The organism is Thermosipho atlanticus DSM 15807, from assembly GCF_900129985.1.
Taxonomy (GTDB): Bacteria; Thermotogota; Thermotogae; order Thermotogales; family Fervidobacteriaceae; genus Thermosipho_A; species Thermosipho_A atlanticus.
Window position 1 is genome coordinate 193,348 of sequence record NZ_FQXN01000003.1, and the last position, 25,186, is coordinate 218,533.

At 28.9% G+C, this 25,186-nt stretch carries 32 protein-coding genes; 19 read left to right on the forward strand and 13 right to left on the reverse strand.

Annotated elements, in window-relative coordinates; genetic code table 11:
• Positions 1-93 precede the first annotated feature (93 nt).
• Both rd and BUB65_RS04940 read right to left on the reverse strand, forming a co-directional pair.
• Entirely contained in the window at positions 94-252 is a 159-nt protein-coding gene (gene rd, locus BUB65_RS04935; protein WP_073072876.1) for a rubredoxin, read from the reverse strand.
• 56 nt (positions 253-308) lie between these two features.
• Entirely contained in the window at positions 309-1,667 is a 1,359-nt protein-coding gene (locus tag BUB65_RS04940) for a Do family serine endopeptidase (RefSeq protein WP_073072877.1), read from the reverse strand.
• 160 nt (positions 1,668-1,827) lie between these two features.
• Between BUB65_RS04940 and BUB65_RS04945 the strand changes: the two genes are divergently transcribed.
• From BUB65_RS04945 to hutH, 17 genes are all read left to right on the forward strand, one after another.
• The gene (locus BUB65_RS04945; protein ID WP_073072878.1) at positions 1,828-2,892 is read left to right on the forward strand and encodes a tetratricopeptide repeat protein; all 1,065 of its coding nucleotides are present in this window, start codon (positions 1,828-1,830) and stop codon (positions 2,890-2,892) included.
• Positions 2,877-3,578, forward strand: coding sequence for a prepilin peptidase (locus BUB65_RS04950; protein ID WP_073072880.1), 702 nt, complete (start codon positions 2,877-2,879; stop codon positions 3,576-3,578). Before BUB65_RS04945 ends, BUB65_RS04950 begins: the two co-directional genes overlap by 16 nt.
• Positions 3,579-3,605: 27 nt before the next feature.
• The gene (locus BUB65_RS04955) at positions 3,606-4,061 is read left to right on the forward strand and encodes a lytic transglycosylase domain-containing protein (protein ID WP_073073003.1); all 456 of its coding nucleotides are present in this window, start codon (positions 3,606-3,608) and stop codon (positions 4,059-4,061) included.
• The gene (locus BUB65_RS04960; protein WP_073072883.1) at positions 4,058-5,602 is read left to right on the forward strand and encodes a bifunctional ADP-dependent NAD(P)H-hydrate dehydratase/NAD(P)H-hydrate epimerase; all 1,545 of its coding nucleotides are present in this window, start codon (positions 4,058-4,060) and stop codon (positions 5,600-5,602) included. The genes BUB65_RS04955 and BUB65_RS04960 overlap by 4 nt, the downstream gene beginning before the upstream one ends.
• Complete coding sequence (gene trmB / locus BUB65_RS04965) at positions 5,580-6,509, forward strand: tRNA (guanosine(46)-N7)-methyltransferase TrmB (RefSeq protein ID WP_073072885.1); 930 nt, start codon at positions 5,580-5,582, stop codon at positions 6,507-6,509. Before BUB65_RS04960 ends, trmB begins: the two co-directional genes overlap by 23 nt.
• Entirely contained in the window at positions 6,506-7,480 is a 975-nt protein-coding gene (locus BUB65_RS04970; protein ID WP_073072887.1) for an NAD(P)H-dependent glycerol-3-phosphate dehydrogenase, read from the forward strand. The genes trmB and BUB65_RS04970 overlap by 4 nt, the downstream gene beginning before the upstream one ends.
• Positions 7,477-7,827 (forward strand): hypothetical protein, encoded by a 351-nt coding sequence (locus BUB65_RS04975; protein WP_073072889.1) that lies wholly within the window; start codon positions 7,477-7,479, stop codon positions 7,825-7,827. The genes BUB65_RS04970 and BUB65_RS04975 overlap by 4 nt, the downstream gene beginning before the upstream one ends.
• Positions 7,828-7,831: 4 nt before the next feature.
• Positions 7,832-8,080 (forward strand): hypothetical protein, encoded by a 249-nt coding sequence (locus tag BUB65_RS08455; RefSeq protein ID WP_073072891.1) that lies wholly within the window; start codon positions 7,832-7,834, stop codon positions 8,078-8,080.
• The gene (locus tag BUB65_RS04985; RefSeq protein WP_073072893.1) at positions 8,077-8,358 is read left to right on the forward strand and encodes a monovalent cation/H(+) antiporter subunit G; all 282 of its coding nucleotides are present in this window, start codon (positions 8,077-8,079) and stop codon (positions 8,356-8,358) included. Before BUB65_RS08455 ends, BUB65_RS04985 begins: the two co-directional genes overlap by 4 nt.
• Positions 8,345-9,007 (forward strand): hydrogenase subunit MbhD domain-containing protein, encoded by a 663-nt coding sequence (locus tag BUB65_RS04990; protein ID WP_234946790.1) that lies wholly within the window; start codon positions 8,345-8,347, stop codon positions 9,005-9,007. Before BUB65_RS04985 ends, BUB65_RS04990 begins: the two co-directional genes overlap by 14 nt.
• 1 nt (position 9,008) lies before the next feature.
• Positions 9,009-10,040 (forward strand): M42 family metallopeptidase, encoded by a 1,032-nt coding sequence (locus BUB65_RS04995; RefSeq protein ID WP_073072895.1) that lies wholly within the window; start codon positions 9,009-9,011, stop codon positions 10,038-10,040.
• A gap of 72 nt (positions 10,041-10,112) precedes the next feature.
• Positions 10,113-10,595, forward strand: coding sequence for a metal-dependent transcriptional regulator (locus BUB65_RS05000; protein ID WP_073072897.1), 483 nt, complete (start codon positions 10,113-10,115; stop codon positions 10,593-10,595).
• A 1-nt stretch (position 10,596) separates the two neighbouring features.
• Entirely contained in the window at positions 10,597-10,827 is a 231-nt protein-coding gene (locus BUB65_RS05005; protein ID WP_073072899.1) for a DUF4911 domain-containing protein, read from the forward strand.
• Positions 10,827-11,672 (forward strand): metallophosphoesterase family protein, encoded by an 846-nt coding sequence (locus BUB65_RS05010; RefSeq protein ID WP_073072901.1) that lies wholly within the window; start codon positions 10,827-10,829, stop codon positions 11,670-11,672. The genes BUB65_RS05005 and BUB65_RS05010 overlap by 1 nt, the downstream gene beginning before the upstream one ends.
• Positions 11,673-11,695: 23 nt before the next feature.
• On the forward strand, positions 11,696-12,343 hold the full coding sequence (locus tag BUB65_RS05015; RefSeq protein ID WP_073072904.1) for a hypothetical protein: 648 nt from the start codon (positions 11,696-11,698) through the stop codon (positions 12,341-12,343).
• A complete protein-coding gene (locus tag BUB65_RS05020) occupies positions 12,321-12,827 on the forward strand; it encodes a cob(I)yrinic acid a,c-diamide adenosyltransferase (protein ID WP_073072906.1) in 507 nt (168 codons plus the stop codon). The genes BUB65_RS05015 and BUB65_RS05020 overlap by 23 nt, the downstream gene beginning before the upstream one ends.
• 15 nt (positions 12,828-12,842) lie before the next feature.
• The gene (gene hutH, locus BUB65_RS05025) at positions 12,843-14,324 is read left to right on the forward strand and encodes a histidine ammonia-lyase (RefSeq protein WP_073072908.1); all 1,482 of its coding nucleotides are present in this window, start codon (positions 12,843-12,845) and stop codon (positions 14,322-14,324) included.
• 47 nt (positions 14,325-14,371) lie between these two features.
• On the opposite strand, the gene BUB65_RS05030 is transcribed toward hutH, so the two are convergent.
• Genes BUB65_RS05030 through BUB65_RS05080 form a run of 11 tightly spaced genes read right to left on the reverse strand, consistent with a single transcriptional unit; the run spans position 14,372 to position 23,467 of the window.
• Positions 14,372-14,773 (reverse strand): hypothetical protein, encoded by a 402-nt coding sequence (locus tag BUB65_RS05030; protein WP_073072910.1) that lies wholly within the window; start codon positions 14,771-14,773, stop codon positions 14,372-14,374.
• Positions 14,773-15,066 carry a 30S ribosomal protein S20 gene (gene rpsT / locus BUB65_RS05035; protein ID WP_073072911.1) on the reverse strand — a complete coding sequence of 98 codons (294 nt, stop codon included), beginning with the start codon at positions 15,064-15,066 and terminating at the stop codon, positions 14,773-14,775. The genes BUB65_RS05030 and rpsT overlap by 1 nt, the downstream gene beginning before the upstream one ends.
• Before the next feature lie 15 nt (positions 15,067-15,081).
• A complete protein-coding gene (gene metK, locus BUB65_RS05040; protein WP_073072912.1) occupies positions 15,082-16,269 on the reverse strand; it encodes a methionine adenosyltransferase in 1,188 nt (395 codons plus the stop codon).
• Complete coding sequence (locus tag BUB65_RS05045; protein ID WP_073072913.1) at positions 16,266-16,583, reverse strand: hypothetical protein; 318 nt, start codon at positions 16,581-16,583, stop codon at positions 16,266-16,268. The genes metK and BUB65_RS05045 overlap by 4 nt, the downstream gene beginning before the upstream one ends.
• Before the next feature lies 1 nt (position 16,584).
• Positions 16,585-17,553 carry a M23 family metallopeptidase gene (locus BUB65_RS05050; RefSeq protein WP_073072914.1) on the reverse strand — a complete coding sequence of 323 codons (969 nt, stop codon included), beginning with the start codon at positions 17,551-17,553 and terminating at the stop codon, positions 16,585-16,587.
• Positions 17,550-18,782, reverse strand: coding sequence for a GTPase HflX (hflX, locus tag BUB65_RS05055; protein ID WP_073073009.1), 1,233 nt, complete (start codon positions 18,780-18,782; stop codon positions 17,550-17,552). Before hflX ends, BUB65_RS05050 begins: the two co-directional genes overlap by 4 nt.
• Positions 18,775-19,053 (reverse strand): RNA chaperone Hfq, encoded by a 279-nt coding sequence (gene hfq, locus BUB65_RS05060; RefSeq protein ID WP_073072915.1) that lies wholly within the window; start codon positions 19,051-19,053, stop codon positions 18,775-18,777. Before hfq ends, hflX begins: the two co-directional genes overlap by 8 nt.
• Positions 19,054-19,066: 13 nt before the next feature.
• A complete protein-coding gene (locus BUB65_RS05065) occupies positions 19,067-19,489 on the reverse strand; it encodes a GerMN domain-containing protein (protein WP_073072916.1) in 423 nt (140 codons plus the stop codon).
• Positions 19,486-20,379, reverse strand: coding sequence for a DUF4941 domain-containing protein (locus BUB65_RS05070; protein WP_073072917.1), 894 nt, complete (start codon positions 20,377-20,379; stop codon positions 19,486-19,488). Before BUB65_RS05070 ends, BUB65_RS05065 begins: the two co-directional genes overlap by 4 nt.
• Entirely contained in the window at positions 20,376-22,052 is a 1,677-nt protein-coding gene (locus BUB65_RS05075) for a nucleoside kinase (protein ID WP_073072918.1), read from the reverse strand. Before BUB65_RS05075 ends, BUB65_RS05070 begins: the two co-directional genes overlap by 4 nt.
• A 14-nt stretch (positions 22,053-22,066) precedes the next feature.
• On the reverse strand, positions 22,067-23,467 hold the full coding sequence (locus tag BUB65_RS05080; RefSeq protein ID WP_084728037.1) for an Rne/Rng family ribonuclease: 1,401 nt from the start codon (positions 23,465-23,467) through the stop codon (positions 22,067-22,069).
• A 399-nt stretch (positions 23,468-23,866) separates the two neighbouring features.
• Between BUB65_RS05080 and BUB65_RS05085 the strand changes: the two genes are divergently transcribed.
• On the forward strand, positions 23,867-24,379 hold the full coding sequence (locus BUB65_RS05085) for a deoxycytidylate deaminase (RefSeq protein WP_073072920.1): 513 nt from the start codon (positions 23,867-23,869) through the stop codon (positions 24,377-24,379).
• A complete protein-coding gene (locus BUB65_RS05090; RefSeq protein WP_073072922.1) occupies positions 24,366-25,184 on the forward strand; it encodes a 2-oxoacid:ferredoxin oxidoreductase subunit beta in 819 nt (272 codons plus the stop codon). The genes BUB65_RS05085 and BUB65_RS05090 overlap by 14 nt, the downstream gene beginning before the upstream one ends.
• Positions 25,185-25,186 lie beyond the last annotated feature (2 nt).

Sequence of the window (25,186 nt, forward strand, 5' to 3'; positions counted from 1 at the left end):
CGTTAAATTTCGTTATTTGTGTTTAGTTATTGTTATTTAGAGATATAAAAATAAAAAACCCGACACAAGGTCGGGTTTACAGTTTATTTAATCCTATTCAATTGGTTCAAACATACTTTTGTCTACTCCACAAACTGGACAAGTCCAATCTTCTGGTAAATCTTCAAATTGGGTTCCAGGTTTTATACCGCTATCTGGTTCTCCTTCCTCAGGATCGTAAATATATCCGCAGACTGTACATCTGTACTTCATAAACGTCCCCTCCCCGAAAAATAGATTTCCACAACAATTATATCATAAAATTTTTATTAATAGCCAAATGAGAAAATACCAGTACCACCTTTATAATAGTAGAAAATAGCAACATAATCTCCTTTTTTAACCTTGCTAATTATCTCGTTCCAATCTTTTAGATTTTCAATATTATATGTTTCTCCATTTATAGCTATTCTAAAAATTACGAATCCTTTTGAAATATAATTATTTGAACTTTCGGTAACAATGACTCCTTTTATATTTTCAGGGATTTGGTAAGATTCTCGATCAGCGTTTGAAATTTCATCAACTTTAATTCCAATGAATTCTTTTGCTTCAATATTATCTTCATTACTTTTAGAAGCTTTGCCAAGAACAACTTCAATTACCTTTATTTTTCCTTTTCTATCAAATTTAATTTTAACTTTTGAACCGGGGGTGTAATTATGAATGACAGAAGCAAGTTCACTTGCAGAAGTTACTGAAATTCCTTCAACTTCCAAAATTACATCTCCTTCTTTTAATCCTGCTTTATCAGCAGGAGAGTTTTTAATTATCTGAGCAATATAAACTCCTTTATTAACCTTAAGTCCCAATGCTTTTTGAAGCTCAGGTGTAACAGTTTGCATGTAAACACCTAAGAATGCTTTTACTGCTTTACCAGTTTCGATTATGCTTTCAATAAATCTTTTTGCAGTATTAATTGGAATTGCAAAGCCAATATTCATTGCTTCAGAAGGTGCAATGATTGCAGTGTTAATTCCTATTACTTGTCCATGGATATTTAACAGTGGACCTCCACTATTTCCAGGATTAATGGCGGCATCTGTTTGAATAAGATTTGTATAATAGCCGCTTCTATCTGGTTTGGGAATTTTTCTTCCAACGGCGGAAATGACACCTAAAGTAACTGTATGTTGAAAACCTAGAGGATTGCCAATAGCAATGGCCCATTCTCCTATGTTTAAATTATCAGAGTCTCCAAATTCAAGAACTGGTAAATCTTTATTTTTAGGATCAATTTTTATTATTGCTATATCTAATTCTTCATCGCCTCCAATATATTCTGCATTAAATTCACTTCCATCTAGAAGAGTAACTTTTATTTCTTCAGCTTTTTCTACAACATGGTAATTTGTAAGAATATATCCTTTTTTGTCAAATATAAATCCTGAACCTAAGCTTGTGGCTTTTTGCTGGTATTGTTTTGGTATGTCTCCAAACCAACGTTTGAAGAAATCTTGAATAAAAGGATCTACATAACTTGTGGAATAAACAACCGCTTCAATTTTTACTACTGCTGGTGCACACTCTTTTACAACATTTACTACAGGGCTTTCATAATTTGGGTTTACAAAGCCGTAAATTAGTATGCTTAAAAAAACTAATGTGAAAGCTACGTATTTTTTCATTAAGACACCTCCTCTTTATATTAAATGTGGATAAAAATCAAGATTCTACACATTATTTGACTATAAATTTAATTATTGAGTTCTAAAATAAAGTTTTCAAATTTTACGTAATGTGTTATAATGTAAATGAAAAGTAACAAAGGTATTGGAGGTGATAATTATGAAGGTAGAAATGATAGTAAAAAATACACCTGTTGTTATTACAGATGAATCACCTTTTTTTATAATGTTAAGAGATTTATTTTATTCTGGTGACTGGGAAAAATTAAAAAAGGATTTTAAAGAAGAAAATTTTTTGTTTCATATAAGAAATTTGGAGTTTTTAGAAAAAAACGTTGTTATTTTGGATGAAAATTTTTATGAACCTATTATTTGGTCTGAATTGGTTTCATTTATGAGCAAAAACTCTATTACTCCAGAGAAGTTTGAACATGCAACGGTGGATGGATTATATGATTTAGCCGTAGAGTATGCTGATAAATCATTAATTGGTGATGCGAAAAATATTTTGGAATTTGCAATAAAAGCTGACAAAAATTATGCCCCAGCTTACGAATTTTTAGGAAGTTTATTAATCGAAAACGGAGATATAGAAAGAGCTGTTAAATATCTCGAACGGGCTATTGAAATAGATCCTTGGTTGGTACAAGGTTATTCGACTTTGGGAGAGGTTTATTATAATTTAGGAAAGTATAATTTAGCAGTAAAGTATTGGGAAAAAGAAATTGAATATGCTCCAAATGATTTATTTACTTATTTTATGTTGGCTGATGCATATACAAGAATGAAAGATTATCAAAGTGCAATCGAAATCTTAAATAGATTGTTAGAATTTGATAAAAATAATATTATTGCCATGTATGAGTTGGCTCAATTGTATAGAGAAATTGGGAAGGAAGCAGAGGCTAGAACTGTTGAAGAAGAAATTCTAGATTCGGAGCCAATAGATGCTAATGGTATAGAAATTTGGGCAAAAATTCAAATGAAATATGGTAGATATCAGGAGATAGTTAGGGTAGTTGAGCCGATGTTGAAAACAAAATATAATGCTGTTGATTTGAAAACTTTGCTTATTGTTCCTTATATGAAACTTGGAGAAATCGAGAAAGCCAGAAAGTTATTTGAAGAAGTTAAACGAAATGATTTTTGGTACGCTTATAGTAAAAAAGAAATATTTGATCAATTTTTAACAGAAAGGGAGAAAGAGCTTTGTGGTATATTATAAATTTTGTATTTGGAGCGTTATTTGGAAGTTTTCTTAATGTTATAATTTATAGGAGCGTGGAGGGTATTAGCATAATTAATCCTCCACGTTCTTTTTGCCCGATTTGTAAAACTACTCTGAAATGGTATGATAATATTCCAATTTTAAGTTATATCTTTTTGCGCGGGAAGTGCAGATATTGTGGTGCTAAAATACCTTTGAGATACCTAATTGTTGAATTAGTACCAGCTTTTGGATTTTTAATTCACTCATTATTTTTTTCATTGCCAGTTACACTTATATTAAATTCGCTTTTATTTATTACGATTGCTGTTATATATATTGATTTGAAAATCATGATGATTCCTGATTTTGCTTGGCTAATTGTAGGATTTGCGGCAATTTTAGATATTTTTTTACACGGTGAACTTTTTTTGAGAGTTATTGCTTTTTCTACTGTTTTAATAATTCTTCTTATTTTGAAATTTAGATATAAAGATGGAATGGGTTCTGGAGATATCTTTTTGATGTCAGCTTTTTCGTTACTTTTATCTATACCACTTGCATTTTACATGATGGTCTTATCATCAATTTTGGGCATATTATTTGCAATTTTTAAGAAATCAAAAATAATACCTTTTGGACCTTTTATTTCATTAAGTGGGTACTTTTTGTATATGTTCAGTATAATATTTTTGATGAGATAAATATATTGAGGTGAAAAATTGAGGTTAATGTTGATAATTGTTAATATAATATTTTTGATGATTTTATATTTTATTTCACAGTTATATCCTGTGAAGTATTTTGATATTATATCGTCGAAGTACTTTGATAAATTGTTGATTTTGAGTGTTATAAAAGTTGAAAGTAATTTTTTCCCAAATGCTGAATCTCCCCTAGGCGCTTTCGGTTTAATGCAGCTTATGCCTAATACAGCCGAATGGTTAAATAAAAAATTTTTTGTTCAATATGATTATAGAAAGCCAGTGGAAAATATAAAATTAGGAGTTTTATATTTGGATTATTTATATGAATTGACGAAAAGCTTTGACAAAAGCTTAATATTTTACAATACTGGTCCAAACGCAACTGAAGAAACCATAAAAACTTCGGGAAACAAGTATTTGAATAAGATTATGAAAAGTTACTTTATATATAAACTTTTATATTGGAGTGATGATTTATGAAAATAGTTTCATCAAATGAAATGAAAATGTTAGATAATAAGACAATTGAAAAGATAGGGATTGATTCATTGGTTTTAATGGAACGTGCAGGATTAATGGTGGTGCAGATTTTGAAGAAGTATTTTGATGATCTTTCAGAAAAGAAGATTGTTGTAGTATGTGGTAAAGGAAACAACGGTGGTGATGGGCTAGTTGTTGCAAGAGAATTAATGAATTATACCAATGATGTGCTAGTAATCTTAATGGATGAATTTTCAACCAAAGAGAGCGAAACAAATTTTAAAGTTTATTTAAATTCAGGAGGAAAGTATGTAAAATTTGAAAAAAATAATATCGAATTAATTGAAAGAGTTATTGCGGAAAGCGATATCGTAGTTGATGCAATTTTTGGAATAGGACTTACAAAGCCAGTAATTGGAGATTACAAAACTGTAATTGAAGTTATTAATAGATTATCAAAATTCACTGTAGCTGTAGATATTGCTTCTGGTTTATCATCAAATTCTGGGAAAATAATGGGAACATCTGTAAAAGCAGATTTAACTGTTACTTTTGAATTTCCAAAAATTGGTCATTTCATAAATTCTGGGAAAAAACTAAGTGGAGAATTAGAAGTAGTAAAAATTGGAATTCCAAAAAAGATAATTAATGAGAATATCTTCAATAAGTATGTTATAACTTCATCTTTGATAACTATTCCTAAAAGAGAAGTAGAATCGAATAAAGGTACATATGGGAAGGTAATCGTAATAGGGGGTTCTAAAGAATTTTTTGGAGCCCCTCTTTTAAGCACTCTTGGAGCACTAAGATCGGGAGTAGGAAAGGCGATAATTTGTGCTCCAAAGACTGTAGTTTTAAATGCAATAAATTATGAACCAGGATTAATACCATGTGTGATTGATGATGAATATTTTTCTCAAAAACATGTTCTCCAGATACTTTCGTTAGAAGATGAAAAGACAGTTTATGTTTTAGGGCCGGGAATCGGTAGAAAAAAAGAAACAAAAGAATTTATTGATACTTTTGTTAATAATACAGATAAACCAATTGTTGTTGATGCAGATGCAATTGTTCTTCTTTCGGAAAACAGAGAAAGTATAAAAGGTAGGGAAAATATTGTACTCACACCTCATCCTGGAGAATTTTCTCAATTTCTTAAATTGCCTCTAGATGAAGTTAAATATAATTATGAACTTGTCAAGAAAATTGCTAAAGAATTAAAAGTAATAATTAACTTGAAGGATTCGACGTCTATAATTTCAGATGGAGATAAAATCTTTTTTAATATTTGTGGTAATAGTTCTCTTTCTAAAGGAGGAAGTGGGGATATTTTATCTGGTTTAATTGCAGGTTTTATAGCTCAAGGTTTAACATTATTAGAAAGTACTATAACTGCTTCTTATGTATTAGGAAAGGCAGCAGAATTATATCGTCCTGAAGGAAGAAATTTTATTTCTGAAATAGTAAATTTAATACCTAAGGTAATCGAAGCAATTTTAAAGGAAAAGGAGGAAATTAATGGTAATATTCCCAGAATATGAGTTGAAACCTCAACAGTTCCACTATTTTCCAATAGATTGGTCGAAGATATTCGAAAATAGCAATCCTATTCATGTTGAAATAGGTTTTGGAAATGGAGAATATGCTGCGTATTACTGTAAACAATATCCTGAAATTAACTATATCGGTTTTGAACTATCAATAACCTCCATGATTAAAGCCCAAAAAAAATTAAAAAAAGATAATATAAAAAACGCTAAATTAATACTTGTTGATGGTAAATTTGCATTAAGAGAGTTTTTTGATGAGGAAACTATTGAAAAAGTAATTATGAATTTCCCTGTTCCGTGGTATAAAAATTCACAATCACATCGACGAATTATATTGAAAGAATTTTTTGAAATATTGTCTGTTGTATTAAAGAATGGAGGTTGTTTTGAATTAGTTAGTGATCAAGAATGGTATGTAAAAGAAGCAAAAGAAAATGCTCAAAGTACAGGGTATTTTGAAGTTTTTCAAATTGAAAAGAATCCTCCGAGGGAATTTTATACTAGATATGAAAAAAAATGGATTAAGTTTGGTAGGGATATATTTAAACTAAGAATAAAGAAAATAAAAAGCGGAAGAATTGAAAGATTAATTGGAGGTGTTCAAGAAATGCCACATGCGAAGGGTAAAATAGACATAACTAAAATTAACAGTCTTAAAGAAGCTGTATTTAAAGAATCGGATAAAATTTTTATAGTAAAAGGTATATATAAAGATATAAATAGTGAAAGTTATGTTATCAAAATAATTTCAACTGATAAGGATTTTGTTCAACATTATTTTTTGTGTTTATATAGGAAAGATAATGAATGGATATTAAAGTTAGATAGTGAATCAAACCCATATAGAACTCCTGCCGTAAAATGGTCAGTAAAAAAGATTATGGAGGTGTTGAGTTGAACTTTGGAATATTAGGTGCAGGAAGTTGGGGGATAGCATTCGGGAATTTGTTAAGAGATAATTCTCAAAATGTTTTAATATGGGGAAGGAGAAAAGAGTATGTTAATGAAGTGAATCAAACAAAAAGGACACCTTACCTTAAAAATATAAGAGTCAATGTACCTCTTACTCATGACCTTAATGAGTTTTTAAATTTTACAGATATTCTAGTTATAGCTGTTCCTGTTCAATTTATTAGGGAAGTATTTGAAAAGATAAAACAATTTGAACATAAAATTTTTTTGATTTTAAATTTGTCAAAAGGGATTGAGATAAAAACACAAAAGCGCGTTTCAGAAATAGTTTCAGAGTTTTTTAATGTACCTTATTCTGTTTTATCAGGACCTTCACACGCCGAAGAAGTTGCAAGTAAAATTCCCACTGCAGTTACTCTTGCGGGAGAACACTACGAGTTTTTGCAGAAAATAATTAGTAATGATTATTTTAGAGTTTACATTTCTAACGATGTTGTAGGTGTTGAAATAGCTGGAGCCCTTAAAAATGTCATGGCAATTGCTGCAGGAATTTTAGACGGTTTAGGGGGATGGGATAATTCAAAAGCTGCTTTAATGACGAGGGCTTTGTATGAAATGATAAAATTTGGTCAATATTTTGGAGCTAAAAAGGAAACTTTTTTTGGTTTAGCTGGAGTTGGTGATTTAATGGTTACTTGTAATAGTAAACATAGTAGGAATAGAAAATTAGGTGAATTAATAGTGAAAGAGAAAGATTTAAGTAAGATTCTAACTAATTCAAAAATGGTTGCTGAAGGAATGTATACTGTCAAAGCTGTAGTTGATTTCTCGAAAAAAGTTGGGATTGAAATGCCAATTTCAAATGAGGTATACGAAATCTTGTATAATGGTAAAGATCCAAAATTATCAATGTTGGAATTGATGAATAGACCTTTGAAAAATGAGTGGTATATATGATTAATGAAATTATTAATTTATTGTTGGGTTCTCTTTTTTTAAGTACTTTATTAGGTTACGACAAATTTTTATTGAGTTTGTTAATTTCATTCTTAACTTGGATAGTAATTTTTCCAGGAAAGTATAATTTTTTGCTGTTAATTCTGGAAATTTTGAAAAATATTCCTAAGGTAATTATTGAAGCTGTCGCAATCCTATTTTTAAAAAATGAGAAAATATCTATGGAAAAATATAAGGACGATTTCGAAATGTTAAGAAAAATAATTGTTATAACTCTAACTCCAAAAACAATAGTTTTTGAACACGACGAAGATTACATTTATATTCATAAAATAGACAAGGGTTGATAAGATGTTGGCAGTTATTGGAATAATTTTATCTATTATTATTTCAATTTATATGACGTTTAAATGTAAAAATATTTATGAAAAGTTGATTCCTTTATTATCAATATCAACTAAAATATCTTTGTTGATTATGTTATTGTCGTATTTTTATAATTTACCTTATTTTTTTGAGGTCGGTTTACTCTATTTGTTATTATCAATTGGAGGCTCTTTTATAATTACATCGTTTGTTTCACGGAGTGATTTTCAATGACGTTATCTCAGACTATACTTATATATATAGGTGTATTCTTTATGATTGTAGGAAATTTTATAGCTTTAAAATCAAAATTTATTTTAAAAAAAATTCACTATCTTAGTGCAGGAGATACGGTTGGGGGAATTTTCATATTAATCGCTATAATGATGTCTAGTACATATTTTTCAAAAAGTTTATTGGCGTTAATAATTCTCTTGTTAGGTTCTCCTTCCATAACTTATTTCATTGCAAATACTCTTTCGAAGAGAGGTAGAAATATTGGAGATAGTTAGATTTTTTTTATTAGTTTTAATGGTTTTAATAGCTGGGGTAGCTATTTTTTCACGTAAACCTTTTAATTCATTTATATTCAGAACTATTCTCAGCATTTTGGCTGTTGGTTTATATGTTGTTTATCTTGCACCGGATGTTGCTTTGGCTGAAGCAATGTTGGGAGCACTTTTAACGACTTTTATTTATCTATTGGCATTTAAAATTCATTCAGAAGTGAAAGTTGGAATTTTGATCTTACCAATTTTTTGTGAAAAATACCAATCAATGTATAAAGGAATTGTTCCTGAAATACTTGAACTTTTTGCTAAACAGCAAAATTACAAAATAAAATACATTGAGTTGAAAAATATGGATGAAATGCTTGAATATTTGAATGAATCACGGATAGATATTGGTATTTGTTATAATGGAGATTTTGAAATTTTAGAAGTTCCGGTATATGATTATAATGGAGATGAAAAAAATTATTTTGAAGTTTTAGAGTTAATGAAAAGTGAAAATAATCTTTCTGAATTAAAAAAATTAAAACATTTTAATTTGTCCTTTTGTTTTTCAGATAAAAATTCAATAATTTATGAGGAATTTGAACAATTCTATTCGAAAAGAACAATTGATGAAATAATCAATAAATATTTAGGGAGGTTATAGCATGTCATACGTCCAATACAGTATTGAAAAAATTTTAGATCTTTGTGCAATTCCTAGTCCGACTGGCTTTACACAAAAAGCTTTAAAATACCTAATTGAAGAGTTCAAAAAGTTGGGATTTAGCTACACAGTAACGAACAAGAATAGTTTATTAGTTGATTTAGGACATGGTGAAACAAATGCTTTAATGTTAGTTGCTCATGTCGATACGCTAGGAGCGATGGTAAAAACAATAAAAAGTAATGGAAGATTAAGTATCTCACGTATTGGTTCATATCCTTTTAATCTTATAGAAAATGAAAATTGTATTATTCATACTAGAGAAGGTAAAGAATATACAGGAACAATATATTTGACAAAACCATCTGTACATGTGTACAAAGATGTAGGAAAATTAGAAAGAAATGAGGAAAATATTGAAGTTGTATTAGATCAAAAGGTTTTTAGTGAGGAAGATGTAAAGGATTTAGGAATAAGCCCTGGAGATTATATTTCATTTGATCCACGAACTATATTAACGAAGACTGGATTTATAAAAAGTAGACATTTAGATGACAAAGCAGGAGTAGGAATATTATTAGGTTTAGCAAAAGCAATAAGGGATTATACTACTGAACCAAAAAGAAAAATATATATGATGTTTACTAGCTATGAAGAAGTTGGTCATGGAGCAGCAAGTTCAATTCCTGAAGAAGTTACTGAAATAGTTTCTGTTGATATGGGCGCCGTAGGTGAAGGATTGAATTCGAATGTGTATTCTGTTTCTATTTGTGCTAAGGATTCAGGAGGTCCTTACGATTATGAAATAGTTTCAAAACTTATAAAAGCGGCAAACTTATCTCAAGTTAGTTATACTGTTGATGTTTATCCGTTTTATGGTTCAGATGTTGAAAGTAGCTTATTTGCAGGCCATGATATAAAACATGGTTTAGTTGGTCCTGGAGTTTACGCTTCACATGGATATGAAAGAACGCACATTGATGCAATTGAAGCAACTTTAAAATTATTACAGACATTTGTTGAGATGGATTAAAAGTGAATTTATAGACTAAAGTATATATGGTATAATTTAATTAGTATAGTCTTATTTTAGGAGGTTTTTAAAATGTTTTATTTAACTCCCGCAGAGCGGAAATATTTATTAATTGTATTTTTAACATTGAATGAAATGGGATGGACTAGATTAAAAAAAATATCAGATTATGCCAAAGTGAAAATGCCTTCTGCAAAGCAATCACTTGATTCGTTAGCTAAAAAGGGTCTTATTTACTACGAAAAAAGAGGTGCTATTACCTTAACAAAGGAAGGTAAAAAAATTGCAGTTAAAGAAAATGAAAATATTCAGGCTGTAAAAAAATTTTTTACTGAAATAATGTTGATACCTTCGGATAAAGCTGATGAAGCGGTGTGGAAAATTTATTTTGAAATGGCTGAAGAAGTTGTGGAAAAGTTTGTCTTATTTGCCAAATTCATGAACCAATGCCCTATGGAAAAGCCAGTTTTTATTGGTCATTTCAAAGAGTTTCTTAACAGTGGTAATGTTTCTACAGAATGTCCATTTTTAAATAAAGGACAGGGAGGAAATTAAAGTGGAATTTGATATTTTGATAAAAATTGAAAAGGAAAAAGTGCATTTGTTAAGTTATATATTGGAAGCAGAGGATAACTTTCTGAATATAAGAAAATATGAGGATGGAATTTTAAGAATAATTGTTCCTGAAGATTTAAAGGAAGATGCTCAAAAATTGCTCGAGAGTTTAAAGGAGAAAATTGGATTTGAAATTTATGATATTAGAAAAAATTCAGGGAGTGCCGATTAATGAAAAAAGTTGTTTTTTTAATTTTAATTTTCCTTTCTCTAATATCATTTTCAAGTACAGTATATATGAAGATTGGTCAAACTATTATGATTAAGAATATATCTGAGAATTTTGAATTTACATTTCCTGAATTATCTAAAAACTTCATAGTAGCAATATATGGGGATAGTAGATGGGGAAACAAAACACATGAGAAGGTTGTAAAAAAAATAATGGAATTTTCACCTGCAGTTGTGGTTCACTTAGGTGATATGGTAAACAAAGGAGATAATCTAGATGATTGGAATTCTTTTTTTAAAATCACAAAGCCGTTAAGACAAAAAGCTTATTTCCAACCAGTGAAGGGAAACCATGAGAATCCTGATAAGTATTTCAGACAGTATTTTGGTGTCTACAATTATTACTCAGATTTTAATGATTTTAGATTTATTTATATTGATTTAGGTCAAGGTCTTGAAGCAGCAATTAATTTTTTAAAAGAATATGCAACAAATAAAACAATTGTATTTATGCATTATCCAATATTTACTGTTGGCGCTTATTGTAATAATCCTTTTGTGAAATCTCTAGAGTCGTTACATGGAGTTTTTAAAAGTTTAGGTATTAAATTAGTATTCTCAGCACATGAACATAATTATCAAAGATTTTTTGTTGAAGGCATTAATTATGTAATAAGTGGTGGTGGAGGTGCTGCATTATATTCTAAAAAATGCGATAGTAAGTTTTTAGTTGAATTTTTTAAAGGATATAATTTTGTAATTTTAAGTATTGAAAAAAATGTGTTGAAAATTACGGCTTACGATGTAAGTAAAAATATAATTGATAGATTTGATATTTCATATTAAATATATTTGGGAAGGGATAGAAAATGAGAAAAATTTTACTATTTGTAATAGCAATTATATTATTTATATTTCCTTTTGTTCTTTATTCGATTGATAGATACCAAACAATTAATGAATTTAAAAGTATGAAGTCAATTTTGGATACCGAAATTAAAAATTATGATTTATTAATTAAGGAATTGATTAAATATAAAGAACCGGACGGGTATGTAATTGAGGGAAATAAGATATATTACAAGGGAAATCTTTATGAGAAAAGTTTAGAAGTTGGCGGATATGTAATTTTAGAATTGGATGACGCATCGAATTTATTTTACGTTAGTAATTCGAAGTTGTTTTCAATTCCTAGAATTACTTCAGAATTCATTATATATGATCTAAATGGAAAGATCATTACTGAAAATAATTTTTCTATTCCAGTATATAAAATTTTCCCATCTGTGAAAGAAAATATAACTTTTTACAAAGGAAGAAGAATTTATTACGAAAAAATTTCGTATAAAAACGGGTTAAATGCAATTGTGTATATTAAAGTTCCAGTTCACCATTTGCTTTTGTATTTTGTTTTCATACCTTTTGGGATTTTTTTACTGTATGAAATTGCATATATTAACAAAATGGATAAAAAAGAAATAGGGAGGAATAAAAATGATTTCGACAAAAACAGGTGATAACGGAAAAACAAGTTTAGCTAATGGAGAAAGAGTTGATAAAGATAATTTGCGTGTGGAAGTTTATGGAGTATTAGATGAATTAAATTCTTATCTTGGGTTAGCAAAGCAATATTTAGATGAGAAGGAAAAAGATGTTATAGAAGACATTCAAAGAACGATTTTTAGACTTTCTTCAGAACTGGCGAAAGGTGAAAGATTTGTTAAACTTATTGATATTAATGAAATAGAAAAATTAACGATTTTAGTAGAAAAATATGAAAAAACTTTAAATTTAAAAGGTTTTATATTACCAGGTTCAAATTTTGCAAGTGCAATATTAGATATTTGTCGAACAATTGCAAGGAGAGCTGAAAGAAGAATAGTATCTTTATCTAAAAACGAAAATGTAAGAAAAGAAATTCTAGCATATATTAATAGACTTTCCGATTTGTTGTTTGTGATTGCTAGATACGTTGAAAAAGATAATATTAAATATGTGTAAAGGAGTGAGTAATAATTGGTTAGAATAGATGGCAATAACTTAAATTTAGAGGAAGTACATCTGGTTGCAAGAAAAGGTGAAAAAGTTTCATTAAATGAAAATGCTAAAAAAAAGATAGAATATTCTAGAAAAGAAATTGAAAAAATTTTAGAATCTGAAAAACCTTTATATGGTATTAACACAGGTTTTGGTGCGTTAGTAAAAGTAAGAATTTCTGAAGATAAATTAGAAAAACTGCAAAGAAATATTGTTTTATCACATTCAGCGGGTGTTGGAGAACCTTTAAGAAAAGATATTGTTCGTGCTATGATGCTTTTGCGGGCAAATTCTTTAGCTAAAGGTTATTCAGGGGTAAGAGTAGAAGTAATAGAGAAAATTCTCGAATTTTTAAATAAAGATGTATATCCTTACGTTCCTGAGAAAGGGAGCGTGGGTGCAAGTGGTGATTTGACACCTCTTGCTCATGTCGCTATGGCACTTATAGGTGAAGGCTATGTGCTTGAAAATGGAAAAAAGAGAAAAACAAACGAAATATTGAAATTAAAGAAAATAAAACCTTTAATATTGAAAGAAAAAGAGGGATTAAGCTTATTAAATGGGACACAGTATATAACGTCCATTTTATCATTAGTAATACGTGATTCAATTAAACTTTTAGAAATTGCTACTATTATAGCTGCAGGTTCAGTAGATGTTTTATTTGGAACTCCCAAAGCATATGATCCAAGATTACAAGCTGCAAGAAATCACAAAGGGCAGAAAATAATAGCTGATTTACTTAGAAAATATCTTGAAGGAAGTAAAGTGAGAACTTCTCATTTAAATTGTAATCGTGTTCAAGATGCATATTCTTTGAGAGCAATTCCACAGGTTTATGGAGCTGTGTGGGATACGTTAATGTATGCAAAAAGTGTTACTTTAAATGAGATTAATGCTTCAACAGATAATCCATTAGTTTTTGATAGTGATATTATTAGCGGTGGAAATTTTCACGGAGAACCTGTAGCCTTAGTTGCTGATTTTGTCGCAATTGCTTTAACAGATTTAGGTAATATGATTGAAAGACGGATTGATAGATTAGTTAATCCAATGATAAACGAAAAACTTCCTCCTTTTTTAGCTTCTGGAGAAGAAGGATTGAATTCTGGTTACATGATATGGCAGTATACTGCTGCTGCACTTTGTAACGAAAATAAAGTTCTCTCTCACCCAGCATCGGTTGATTCAATACCAACCTCGGCATATCAAGAGGATCATGTAAGTATGGGAGCAACTTCAGCTAGAAAATTATTGAAAATATATGAAAATTTGTTGATGTTGGTTTCAATTGAAGCAATGTTGACAAAAGTAGCTTTGGAAAATAGAAGACCATTGAGAAGTTCACCAAAAATAGAGGAGTTTTTCTCAAAATTTGATGTTGAACTTACCGGGGATAGATATTTTGGGGATGATTTTGAAAAAATAATGAAAATATTAGATTCAGAGATAAATAAGTAAAAAATGGCTCCCTTCGTTGGGAGCCATTTTTTTTATATAATGAGCAATTATTCTTCGTCTTCATTGTAATTCAGAAAATCTTCGAGATCGTCATCAATATGGACAGTTTCATCTTCTTCTAAACTTTCAATTGTTCTCTCAGAAATGTCATCTTTTGCTCGACCAAAAGGGTTTTTTGGATCTAAAGTTCCATTAAAAATTTCGATGCGCGATTTTCCATCAATTAAATATGCTTTGGCTTTAACAGCACCTTTTAAAGTTGCGAGTATTTTCTTTACTAGTTCTTCGTCCAAATCTTGATTTTCAGCACATATAAGTCTTAGTTTGTTGTCTTCATATTCTAAAATAGTATTATTTTTATTAGCTAGCTCTTTAATAACAGGGTTGTGTAGTATGTTTTTTGCTTTTATTTCATTTACGAAAATTTCGATTGTATAGTGGAAAGGCATTATTGCACCTCCGAATTATTCTCCTTTGAAAGATATTTGTTAACTTTGTCCATTAATCTTGATTTTCTTCTAGAAGCTTCATTTTTATGTATTGCACCTATTTTGGCAGCTTTGTCAATAAAACTTTGAGCTTCTCTTAAAAGAACTTTTATTTCATCTACTGGTTTGTTTTCTTCAATTGCTTTTAAAACTTTCTTTATTGAATTTTTCATTCTTGTTCTATATGCTTTGTTTATTAATCTATTTCTTTCAGACACCTTTACTCGCTTTTTTGCAGATTTTATATTTGGCATATCACATCAACCTCCCTATATTATCCTTTTTAGCTCATCAACCATATCTAATTTTTCCCATGTAAATTCAGGTTCATTTCTTCCAAAGTGACCATATGCAGCAGTTTTTTTGTAAATTGGTCTTAAAAGATCAAGTTTTTTGATAATAGCACCTGGTCTGAAATCAAATAATTCTGTTATTGCTTTTAAGATTTTTTCTTCATCAACTTTTGCAGTTCCAAAAGTGTTAATCATTATTGAAACTGGATGTGCAACACCAATTGCATATGCAACTTGAACCATAAATTTATCGGCAAGTCCTGCGGCAACAACATTTTTAGCAACATAACGTGCAAAATAATGAGCTGATCTATCAACTTTTGTTGGATCTTTTCCACTGAAAGCTCCACCACCATGTGGGATTGCTCCACCGTAAGTATCCACAATGATTTTTCTTCCTGTAAGACCTGTATCTGCTGAAGGGCCTCCTAAAACAAATCTTCCAGTTGGATTAACAAAGATTCTCATGTTATCATCTCTTAAATTTTCAGGAATTATTGGATCAATTACGTATTTAACCAAGGCTTCCCTTATTTCTGGAATAGTAACATCAGGTTCATGTTGAGTGGAAATTAAGACTGTGTCAACTCTTAATGGTTTTCTATTTTCATCATATTCGATAGTTACTTGTGTTTTTCCATCTGGTCTTAAAAATGGGACTGTTTTATTTTTTCTTACTTCACTTAATTTTAATGCCAGCTTATGAGCAAGCATTATTGGAAGAGGCATATATTCTTCTGTTTCATTTGTAGCATAACCAAACATCATACCTTGGTCACCAGCACCAACTTTTTCTAAATCATCTTCGGATTCCAACTCGCCTTCTTTTGCTTCAAGAGCGTTATCAACGCCAAGCGCAATATCTGGAGATTGGCTGTGAATGGATGAAACTACGGAACAGGATTCACCATCAAATCCATACTTTGCTCGAGTGTATCCAATTTCAAGTATGGTTTTTCTTACAATATCCTGAATATCAACATACGCTCTTGTAGTTACCTCACCAGAAACAAAAGCTATACCTGTGGTAACTAAGGTTTCAACAGCTACTCTTGACTTGGGGTCTTGTTCTAAAATCGCGTCCAAGATGGCATCACTTATCTGATCTGCCACCTTGTCAGGATGTCCTTCTGTTACGCTTTCACTTGTAAATAATCTCTTCATTCCTCAACCTCCTTTTCGAAGTCTTCTTTGCTAATAAACTTCGCACCGTTTATTTCAATACTCACTGGTTTGTAAGAACCAGTGAATTGAGCTTTTAATTCAATTTTATTTGGACATTTTGAACCAACATATATTTTTTCAATTTTGTATGGTATATTTGGATTATCATAATTTATTAAAAAATCATAACCTTTTCTCAAATGGCTTCTGAAAACTTCTCCACATTTTTCACATTTTAAATATACAACTAAGCAATTTCCATCTTTGTAAAAAGGATTCAGGTTAACATTCTTCTTTTTCTTTCTAAAGAACATTCTAATTACTCCTTCTCAGGTTAAAATTAAAAGTTTTCTTTCTTTCCCACGGATCATATAATTCAATTGTTACTGGGAAAAAGTCCAAATTTTGATTTAACGTTGGAAAATTATTGACTTTTACTGAGTAACCAATTGTATCTGGATACAATTTATAATATGCTTTATATATATACCCAGCGGCTATAGAATCTTTAGTGTACACAGTAAATGGCTTGTACATTTCTTCCATTGGTATCTCATCGAACATAATATGATACACCAATTTATTTGAAAAATAAAGTTTTATTTCTTTCAATCCTATTATATTTTTGTTAACTTGAAGAAACGCATTAATTGAAAGACGGGGATACTTGCCTTTGAATTCATACGTTTTTCCTTCTACAAAATCATATTTTTGACCATCAATTACTAATTCTTTGAGAACAATCTCACCATTTAAAGGTTTTGGTTTAATAAATCCCATAGGATCAAAAATCATAGTTTCTTTCGAATTTCTTATTTCTACGTGGACGTGTGGTTGAATTGCTTCACCTGTTTTACCGGTATATGCTACGACTTCACCTTGCGAGAAGATAATTTCATTTTCTGGAAAATTAACTATTATTTTATTCGTCCCAAATTCACTTATTAAATCGTCAACAATGGGTTGGATTTTGTATGAAAAAGAACTCAAATGAGCATATACTGATCTGTAACCATTAGGATGTTGCAATACAACTACGTTTCCGTAAATACTGTCGTTTATCTCTATTCTGACAAGATACCCATCATATACAGCTTTAATTGGAATCCCTTCTTTAAGGAATGAACTGAAATCAATTCCACCATGGAAATGTGGTGAATCGCCGGTACTTCTAAATTCAGCGAATGCAGAAGTTAAATAACTATTATCAATTGGTGGAATAAAATTTGAAAAAAATGTCAATGATAAAATGAAGGTAAGAAATACAATAACTAATTTTTTCATTTATTTGCCTCCTTTAGAATTTTTGATATTATTTCTTCAGGACCAAAAATTTCAACTTTGAAGTCGTTATTTACAGTCTCTTTCATGGAAAAACGAATCAGACGTTTATACTTAAATAAAATATTTAATTTTTCAGGTTTTAAATATAAAACTTTCTTTTTTGATATTTTATCAATAAGTTTGTCGATTTTCAAGAGTAATTCTTTAATATTTAAATCTTTTGTTACCGATATATATGAAGCATTTGGAAATTTCGAATGAACAGTTTTTAAATATTCATTACTAACAAGATCAATTTTATTAAAAACTAATAAATATGGTTTATTATAAACTCCAATGTTTTCTAGAGTTTCAAAAACAGTATTTAATTTTTTTTCGTAATCAAGATCAGAGATATCAATTAAGATTAGTACAATGTCTGAATAATTGATTTCCTCTAAAGTTGAATGAAAAGCTTCAATAATTTTCGGATGCAGATCTTTTATAAATCCAACCGTATCACTAAAGATTGCAATTCTGTTAGAAGGCAATTTTACTCTTCTTGTATAAGTAGTAAGTGTAGTGAACATTTCGTTTTTTGATAAAAACCTTTCACCAGAAAGCTTTGATAACAAGCTACTTTTACCAGCATTAGTATATCCAACTATTGAAATTTTTGTTAATTTACTTTCTAATCTTTTTTTTCTTCTAAGTGTTCTTTCTTTTTTAATAACTGCTAATTGATTTTTTAATGACTTTATCCTGTTGTTTATATAACGCTTCGAATATTCAAGTTCTTTTTCTCCTGGGCCTCTTGTACCTATTCCTCCACCAAGACGCGATAAATCTTTTCCAATTCCCACAAGATATGGTAATAAATATTGTAATTTAGCAATTTCTACTTGTAATTTTCCTTCTTGTGTCTTAGCATGTCTAGAAAAAATTTCTAAAATAATCTCAGTTCTGTCAAAAAGTTTAATATTAAGAAACTTTTCAATATTTTTTCTCTGTGTGGCTGTTACGTTATCATTTATAACTATAAAATTTATTTTATTTCTATCACAAAAATCCTTTATTTTTTTGAGTTTTCCTTTGCCAATATAATATGCAGAATCTGGTTTTGTCCTTTTTTGATAAATTTTATCAACAACAAAAAAGTTTAAAGTTTTGCATAATTGCTCTAGCTCACCGAATGTTTCTAAAAATTTATTTAAATAACCTGTAATACTTACAAGCAAACATTTATTCATTGTTATTTTCAATTTCCTTCTCGTTGTTTCCTTGATTTTCGTCAGATTGAGTTCTGATAAGTTTTACAAAGCTTTCAGGCATAATTGTACTTATTGCATGTTTATAGATTAAATTTTGTTGATCTCCATTTTCAAGAAGCATTGTATAACTGTCAAATGAGCGAATAATCCCTTTTGTTTGAAAACCATTGACAAGATAGACTTTAATCGGTATTTTATTTGTTCTCAAAATATTTAAAAACCTATCCTGTAAGTTAAATTTTTCTGCCATAAAGTTTCCCCCTTTAATCTGGAATTTTATATAATTCTCTAGGAAAAGAAAAATAAATATTAATGTATTTTACCAATAAATTTGTTTGTTTTCCATCTACAATTATATAAATTCTATCTATTCCTTTTACATTTTCAAATAAAGTATACAGAATTTGTAATAAAAACAACACTTCATCTTCGGCAGAAAAATTCTGAATTAATGATGAATTAAGATCTATAATTAAAGAAGTGTCAACGAAATAATAAGCATTCAATACATCTTTTGGAACTAAAGAATTTTCAAAAGAACTTAGAAATTCAAATAAATATTCTACAGATGAATTTTTGAGTTCGACTTCTTTAAAAATTATATCATTATTTTCTATTAATGCAATTTTTTCTCCAAAATTTAATAGACTTAAAAATATAAAGGTTATAAACAAAAATTTTTTCATTTTACCTCACCTTCCAATATTTTTTTAATCTCATTCCAAGTTTCTGGTGGGGAAAATATTACAAGTCCAGGACTATCAAGTGGTAATTGTATGAAAGGAATATAGTAAATTTTTAGATTCAATTTATTTGCTACTTTTTGAGCAATATCGTTTGAAATTGAAAATCTTTCCCAATCATTTCCATTGAAATCTGGAGAGTAATTTTGAACAAAAATCAAATTCATATTTGAGTTTTTAAAGATTACAATAAATGTGTTTGTGCTGTCTTGTGTGACTTTTTCATCAAAAGTGAAATATTTAATGTTTCCAATTTTATAAGTTTTAAGTAGTTGAATAATTATTTTATTGGGCAATTCATTTACTTCAATATTTTTAGTATTATCCACTTCTTTGCTTAAAATTACTTCGTTTGGAGAATAGAGCCTGTCAAAAACAACATAATTAGTGGTAATTATGTATAGCTTATTGTTTTCAATTAATGGCGAAATTGAATTTTTTCCCAAAAAATCAATTTGTAAATAATTTCCAAAATCTTTTAGATTATTTATAATCATAGTTGGTAAATAGTAATTATCATCCTGTTTAAAATATTTTATTTCCAAAAAATCAAAGATATCTTCAAATGTAACATTACTTTTTACTTCGTTGTTTAACACTATAACTTCTTTGGAAAATGCAAGTAGATTTTCTTTCCATTCAATATATTTAAATGTTCCAATATTTCCGTATTTTAGTTCTTCGTCTTTTAAAAATGATGAATAAGTTTCTAAAATATGCTTTATGCTAGAAAAATTTATTTCTGTCGCCTCAATAGTGATGTTGTCTATAATTATATTAACTGAAAAAGTTATCAATGGCAAAAACAAAATAAAGAATATTATTTTTTTCAATATTTAAACACGCTCCTTCCTATAAATTCTCTTATAAGTGATGTTCTTGGAATATCTTCGATATTGGTTATAGGTAAGAAATAATCTAAAATTTTCAAAAGCCTTGTTGCTTCAGAAGTTTCTGGTAGATTATCAGGTACGGTGATCAAAAGTTGTTCAGCAAAAATTTTTAAAACAGGTATTTCATATACTAATGCACTGTTAAACATAATATCAGCATTTTCTTGGAATGGGAATATATTTTTTTCTTCTCCTTTTCTTACATTAGGCCACATTTTTAAAGTCTGAAGAGCATTATGATTTCTAAATTTGCTATCTCTAACGATTCTTCGTAATAACCTTGTGTCAGTGGTATGAATTCTATTTGTATTGTCCAAATTTATTTGAGTTAATGCACTAGCATAAATCTTAAATTTTAATTCTTCTGGAATTAAACTTGTTAATTTAGGATTTAATCCATGAATTCCTTCCACAATAATTGGTTGATCTTTTTCAATTTTCAAACGTTGTCCTGTTGACTTCCTTTTGCCAGTTGCAAAATCAAATTTAGGAATTTCTACTTCTTTCCCTTCAAAAAGTTCCAATAAATTTTTATTAAAAAGCTCAATATCAATAGCTTCAAGAGCTTCAAAATCATATTCACCTTTTTCATTTTTTGGAGTTTTTTCTCTGTCGACGAAATAATCATCTAAAGAAATTGTAACAGGTCTTAAACCACTAGCTCTAAGTTGTATCATTAAGCGTTTTGAAAAAGTGGTTTTTCCACTAGAAGATGGCCCAGCTATAAGAATTAATCTTACATGTTTTCTTTTTTTGATTTCCTCAGCTATAAACGCAATTCTTTTTTCATGTAATGCTTCTGACATGATTATTAAGTCAGTTACGTTTCTTTCGCCACTGGCAATTATATCATTTAAATCTCCAACGCTATCAATATCCATAATTTCTAGCCATTTTTGATATTCAAGAAAAACAGCTGATAATTTTGGTAAAGGTTTAAATTCCAAAATAGGGTTATTATTTTTGAATTCAGGTAATATTAGCACAAAACCTTCAGAATATTTTTTTAAATCGTAATATTTCAAAATACCTGTACTTGGTGGCATGTACCCATAAAAGTAATCATGAAAATCATCTAATTGATATACTTTTACAGTTTTCTTTTTGCGATATTTTAAAAGTTTTACTTTATCATAGTAACCAAGGTTTTTGAAAAGTTCCATTGCTTCAGTTTTTAAAAGTTCATGTTTTTTAAATGGCTTATTTTCAAGTATCAATTTATCCATTTCACTTTTGATATTTTTAATATCTTCATCTGAAAGATTCAGCTTGGAACGTTCATTTTTTAATTCACAATAGATAGCTTTTCCAACACTGTGTGAAACTTTTAAAGTAAATTCTGGGAATAATTTTTTTAATGTTATTTTTAAAATAAATAACAAGCCTCTCTGAAAAATTCTAAAACCATCAACAGAGTTAATATCTAAAAATTCCAAAGTACCAGCTTTAAAAATTGGTCTGAACAATTCGACAATCGTGTTATTTATTTTTGCTGCAACAATTGGTGAATCATAATACTTTTGAAATTTCTCAACAAGTTGGAATAAAGTTGCACCTTTGTCAATATAAACTTTTTCATTGGTAATTTTAAATGTTAATTCTATCTTTTCCAATTTTAATACCCCCTTTAAATTTTCCATGTTATTTCGTAAGATTTTGGATCAAAATATGTGTAATGAATGTGTACATTTATTTTAAAAGTTTTTTTGATTTCATTTTTGTTTATTTTTCCCTTGAGATATGGATGAACTTTAATGATAACTTCTTTTGCAGCTTCCGGTTTATTATTTAATTCACTGTATATTTCTTTTATAAGAGTGTTAGGTGAAGTTATAATTCCTGTACCATTGCAAATTGGGCAACGAGAAGTGGATATATCAAAGAAAGATCTAACAGTTCTTTTTCTTGAAAGTTCTAATAGCCCTAATTTAGTAAAGCCATATATTTCAATTTTACTTTTATCTTTCTTTATTTCAGTGTTAACTTTTTCAAGCACTTTTGCTTTGTCAGATTCATTATTCATGTCAATAAAATCAATAACTATTATTCCGCCAATATTTCTCAGTCTTAATTGTCTAAAAATTTCTTCAACAGCTTCTAAATTTGTTATTAATGCTGTTTCTTGTTGGTTTTCTGTGGAAGTAAGGTGTTTAGAATTAACGTCTATAACCGTTAAGGCTTCGGTTTTATCAATGATTATTTCGCCACCAGAAGGTAAATTAATTTTTCTTTTAAATAATTCTTTATAAAGTTTGTATATCTCTTTATATTCAAACGGATCAGAATCGATTATTTCTATTTTTGGTTTTTTTGGAAAACTTTTAAAATATTTACTAATATAATGTACATGTTCCGTATTATTAGTAATAATTAAAGTGACATCTTTTGTTAATTTTTCTCTTAATATATAATCAATTGAACTTTCTTCATAATGAAGCAATTTGGCTTTTTTGCCTCTTTTGAATTTGTTAAAAATTTGATTCCATTTTTCTAGTAAATTCTCAATTTCTTCATAAAGATATTTTTCGTCAATTCCTTCAGCTGCCGTTCGTAAGACAACTCCTATATTATACTCTTTAGAAATATTATTAGCAATTTCATATAATCTTTGTTTTTCAGTTAAATTTTCGATTTTTTTAGAAACACCAGATATATTAGTGAACGGAAAAATTACGAGAAATCGCCCTGCTAAACTTATATTTGCAGTTAATTGAGGCCCTTTATTTGCAATAGGGTCTTTTTTTACCTGAACTAAAATTTTTGATTTGGGTTTAAAAATATCATAATTGATCATTTTAATAAATTTTTCTGGAATGTCCTTTTTCCTAAGGAATCCATTTTTGCTTTCTCCAATATTCACAAACACTGCATCTAGAGCATTGACTATTCGATCAACTCTTCCTAAATAAATGTTGCCAGTTAGTTTTTCATCTTCATCGGAAAAAATTTCTACAAGTTTATTGTTTTCGATTATTGCACAATGGAGACTATCGTTTTCAGAAGTTTTTAGAACAATAGTTTTTTCCATACTATCATTTTCCTTTCAAATATTTTTCTAATTTTACGATAACTTTCAATTTAGTTTGATATTATATCAATTTTAATATCATTTGAGTTAGCAATTTTTTGTTCTGGTAGGTAATATTATAATATTAATTCTAATAAATTCAACAGTTTTTTAGTTTTTTTCTATATAATATGAATATTACAACCTGTAATTATAACATTTTTACTTATAAATTTAGTTTTTAATGTTGAAATATTGTTTTTTCTTCAACAATTTTAACATATTAAGAATAAAAGTGTATTTTTGATTTTTTTTAATTATAATCCTTTTTTTTGTGGTAAACTAAATGTAGAGTGACTTGCTTTTATTTTATTATATATTAAAATCTTAAAACGGGAAGAGGAAATTGAAGGTGAAAAGGTGGATATAAAAGATTATTTAGATAATTTAGAAATACAACAAAAAAGGGATAACAGAGAAACTTGGGATGAATATTTTTCAAAAATCGCAAAATTGATTGCTTCAAGATCAACATGTTTTCATAGAAAAGTAGGAGCAGTTATTGTAAAAGATAAAAGAATTTTAGCGACTGGATATAATCAACCTCCATCTGGCTTTCCTCATTGTGACTCTATCGGATGTATAAGAGATGATATGGGAATTGAATCTGGTAAAAACCAAGAAATTTGTTATGCTTTACATGCAGAACAAAATGCTTTGATGCAAGCCGCAAAATTTGGAATTTCTACAAATGGTGCTACTATATATGTAACTCACAAACCATGTTCTGTTTGTGCCCGCCTTTTAATTAATGCCGGAATTAAAAAGGTTGTATATTTGAAAGATTATCCTGATCCATTAACCGATTTTTTATTTAAAGTTACAAATGTTGAGATTAAATATTTTGGAGGTGGATCTATTGAAAAGGGATAAATTAGTGAATTATTTGAGAATTGATAGATGGCCAACTGTCTGGTGTCCAGGATGCGGTAATGGGATTATAATGAAAGCATTTATTGAAGCAGTCGATCAATTGAAATTGGAAAAAGACAGAGTTGCAGTTGTATCCGGAAGAGGATGTTCATCGAGAGCAACTGGATATTTAGATTTTAATACTATGCACACTTTGCATGGGAGAGCAATTGCATTTGCGACTGGGGTAAAATTAGCAAGACCAGATTTTAAGGTAATTGTTTTAGGTGGGGATGGCGACCTTACAGCAATTGGTGGTAATCATTTTATTCATGCTGCAAGACGTAATATAGATTTAACGGTAGTTTTGTTTAATAATATGATTTATGGTATGACTGGTGGTCAGCATTCACCAACAACACCCCATGATAAAATTGCAAGCACTATGCCGTATGGAAATATTGAAAATTCATTTGATATTGTCAATCTTGCTTTGTCATCGGGTGCAACATATGTTGCAAGATCCACTATATATCATTATCCTCTTACAATTAAATTCATTAAAGAAGGTATTAAACACAGAGGGTTTAGTGTAATTGAAGTTTTAACAAATTGTCATACTTACTATGGAAGATATAATGGGATGAGAAATTCATGGGAGTTATTAGAGTTTTTTAAAAATAATTCAATATCGAAGGAAAAGGCTGAAAGCATGGAACAAGATGAAATTAAGGGAAAGATTATAATTGGAGAGTTTAAAAAAGAGGAAAAACCAGATTTTTATCAAAACTATAAAAATATTTTCCCTAAATCGTCGGAGGTGTAATC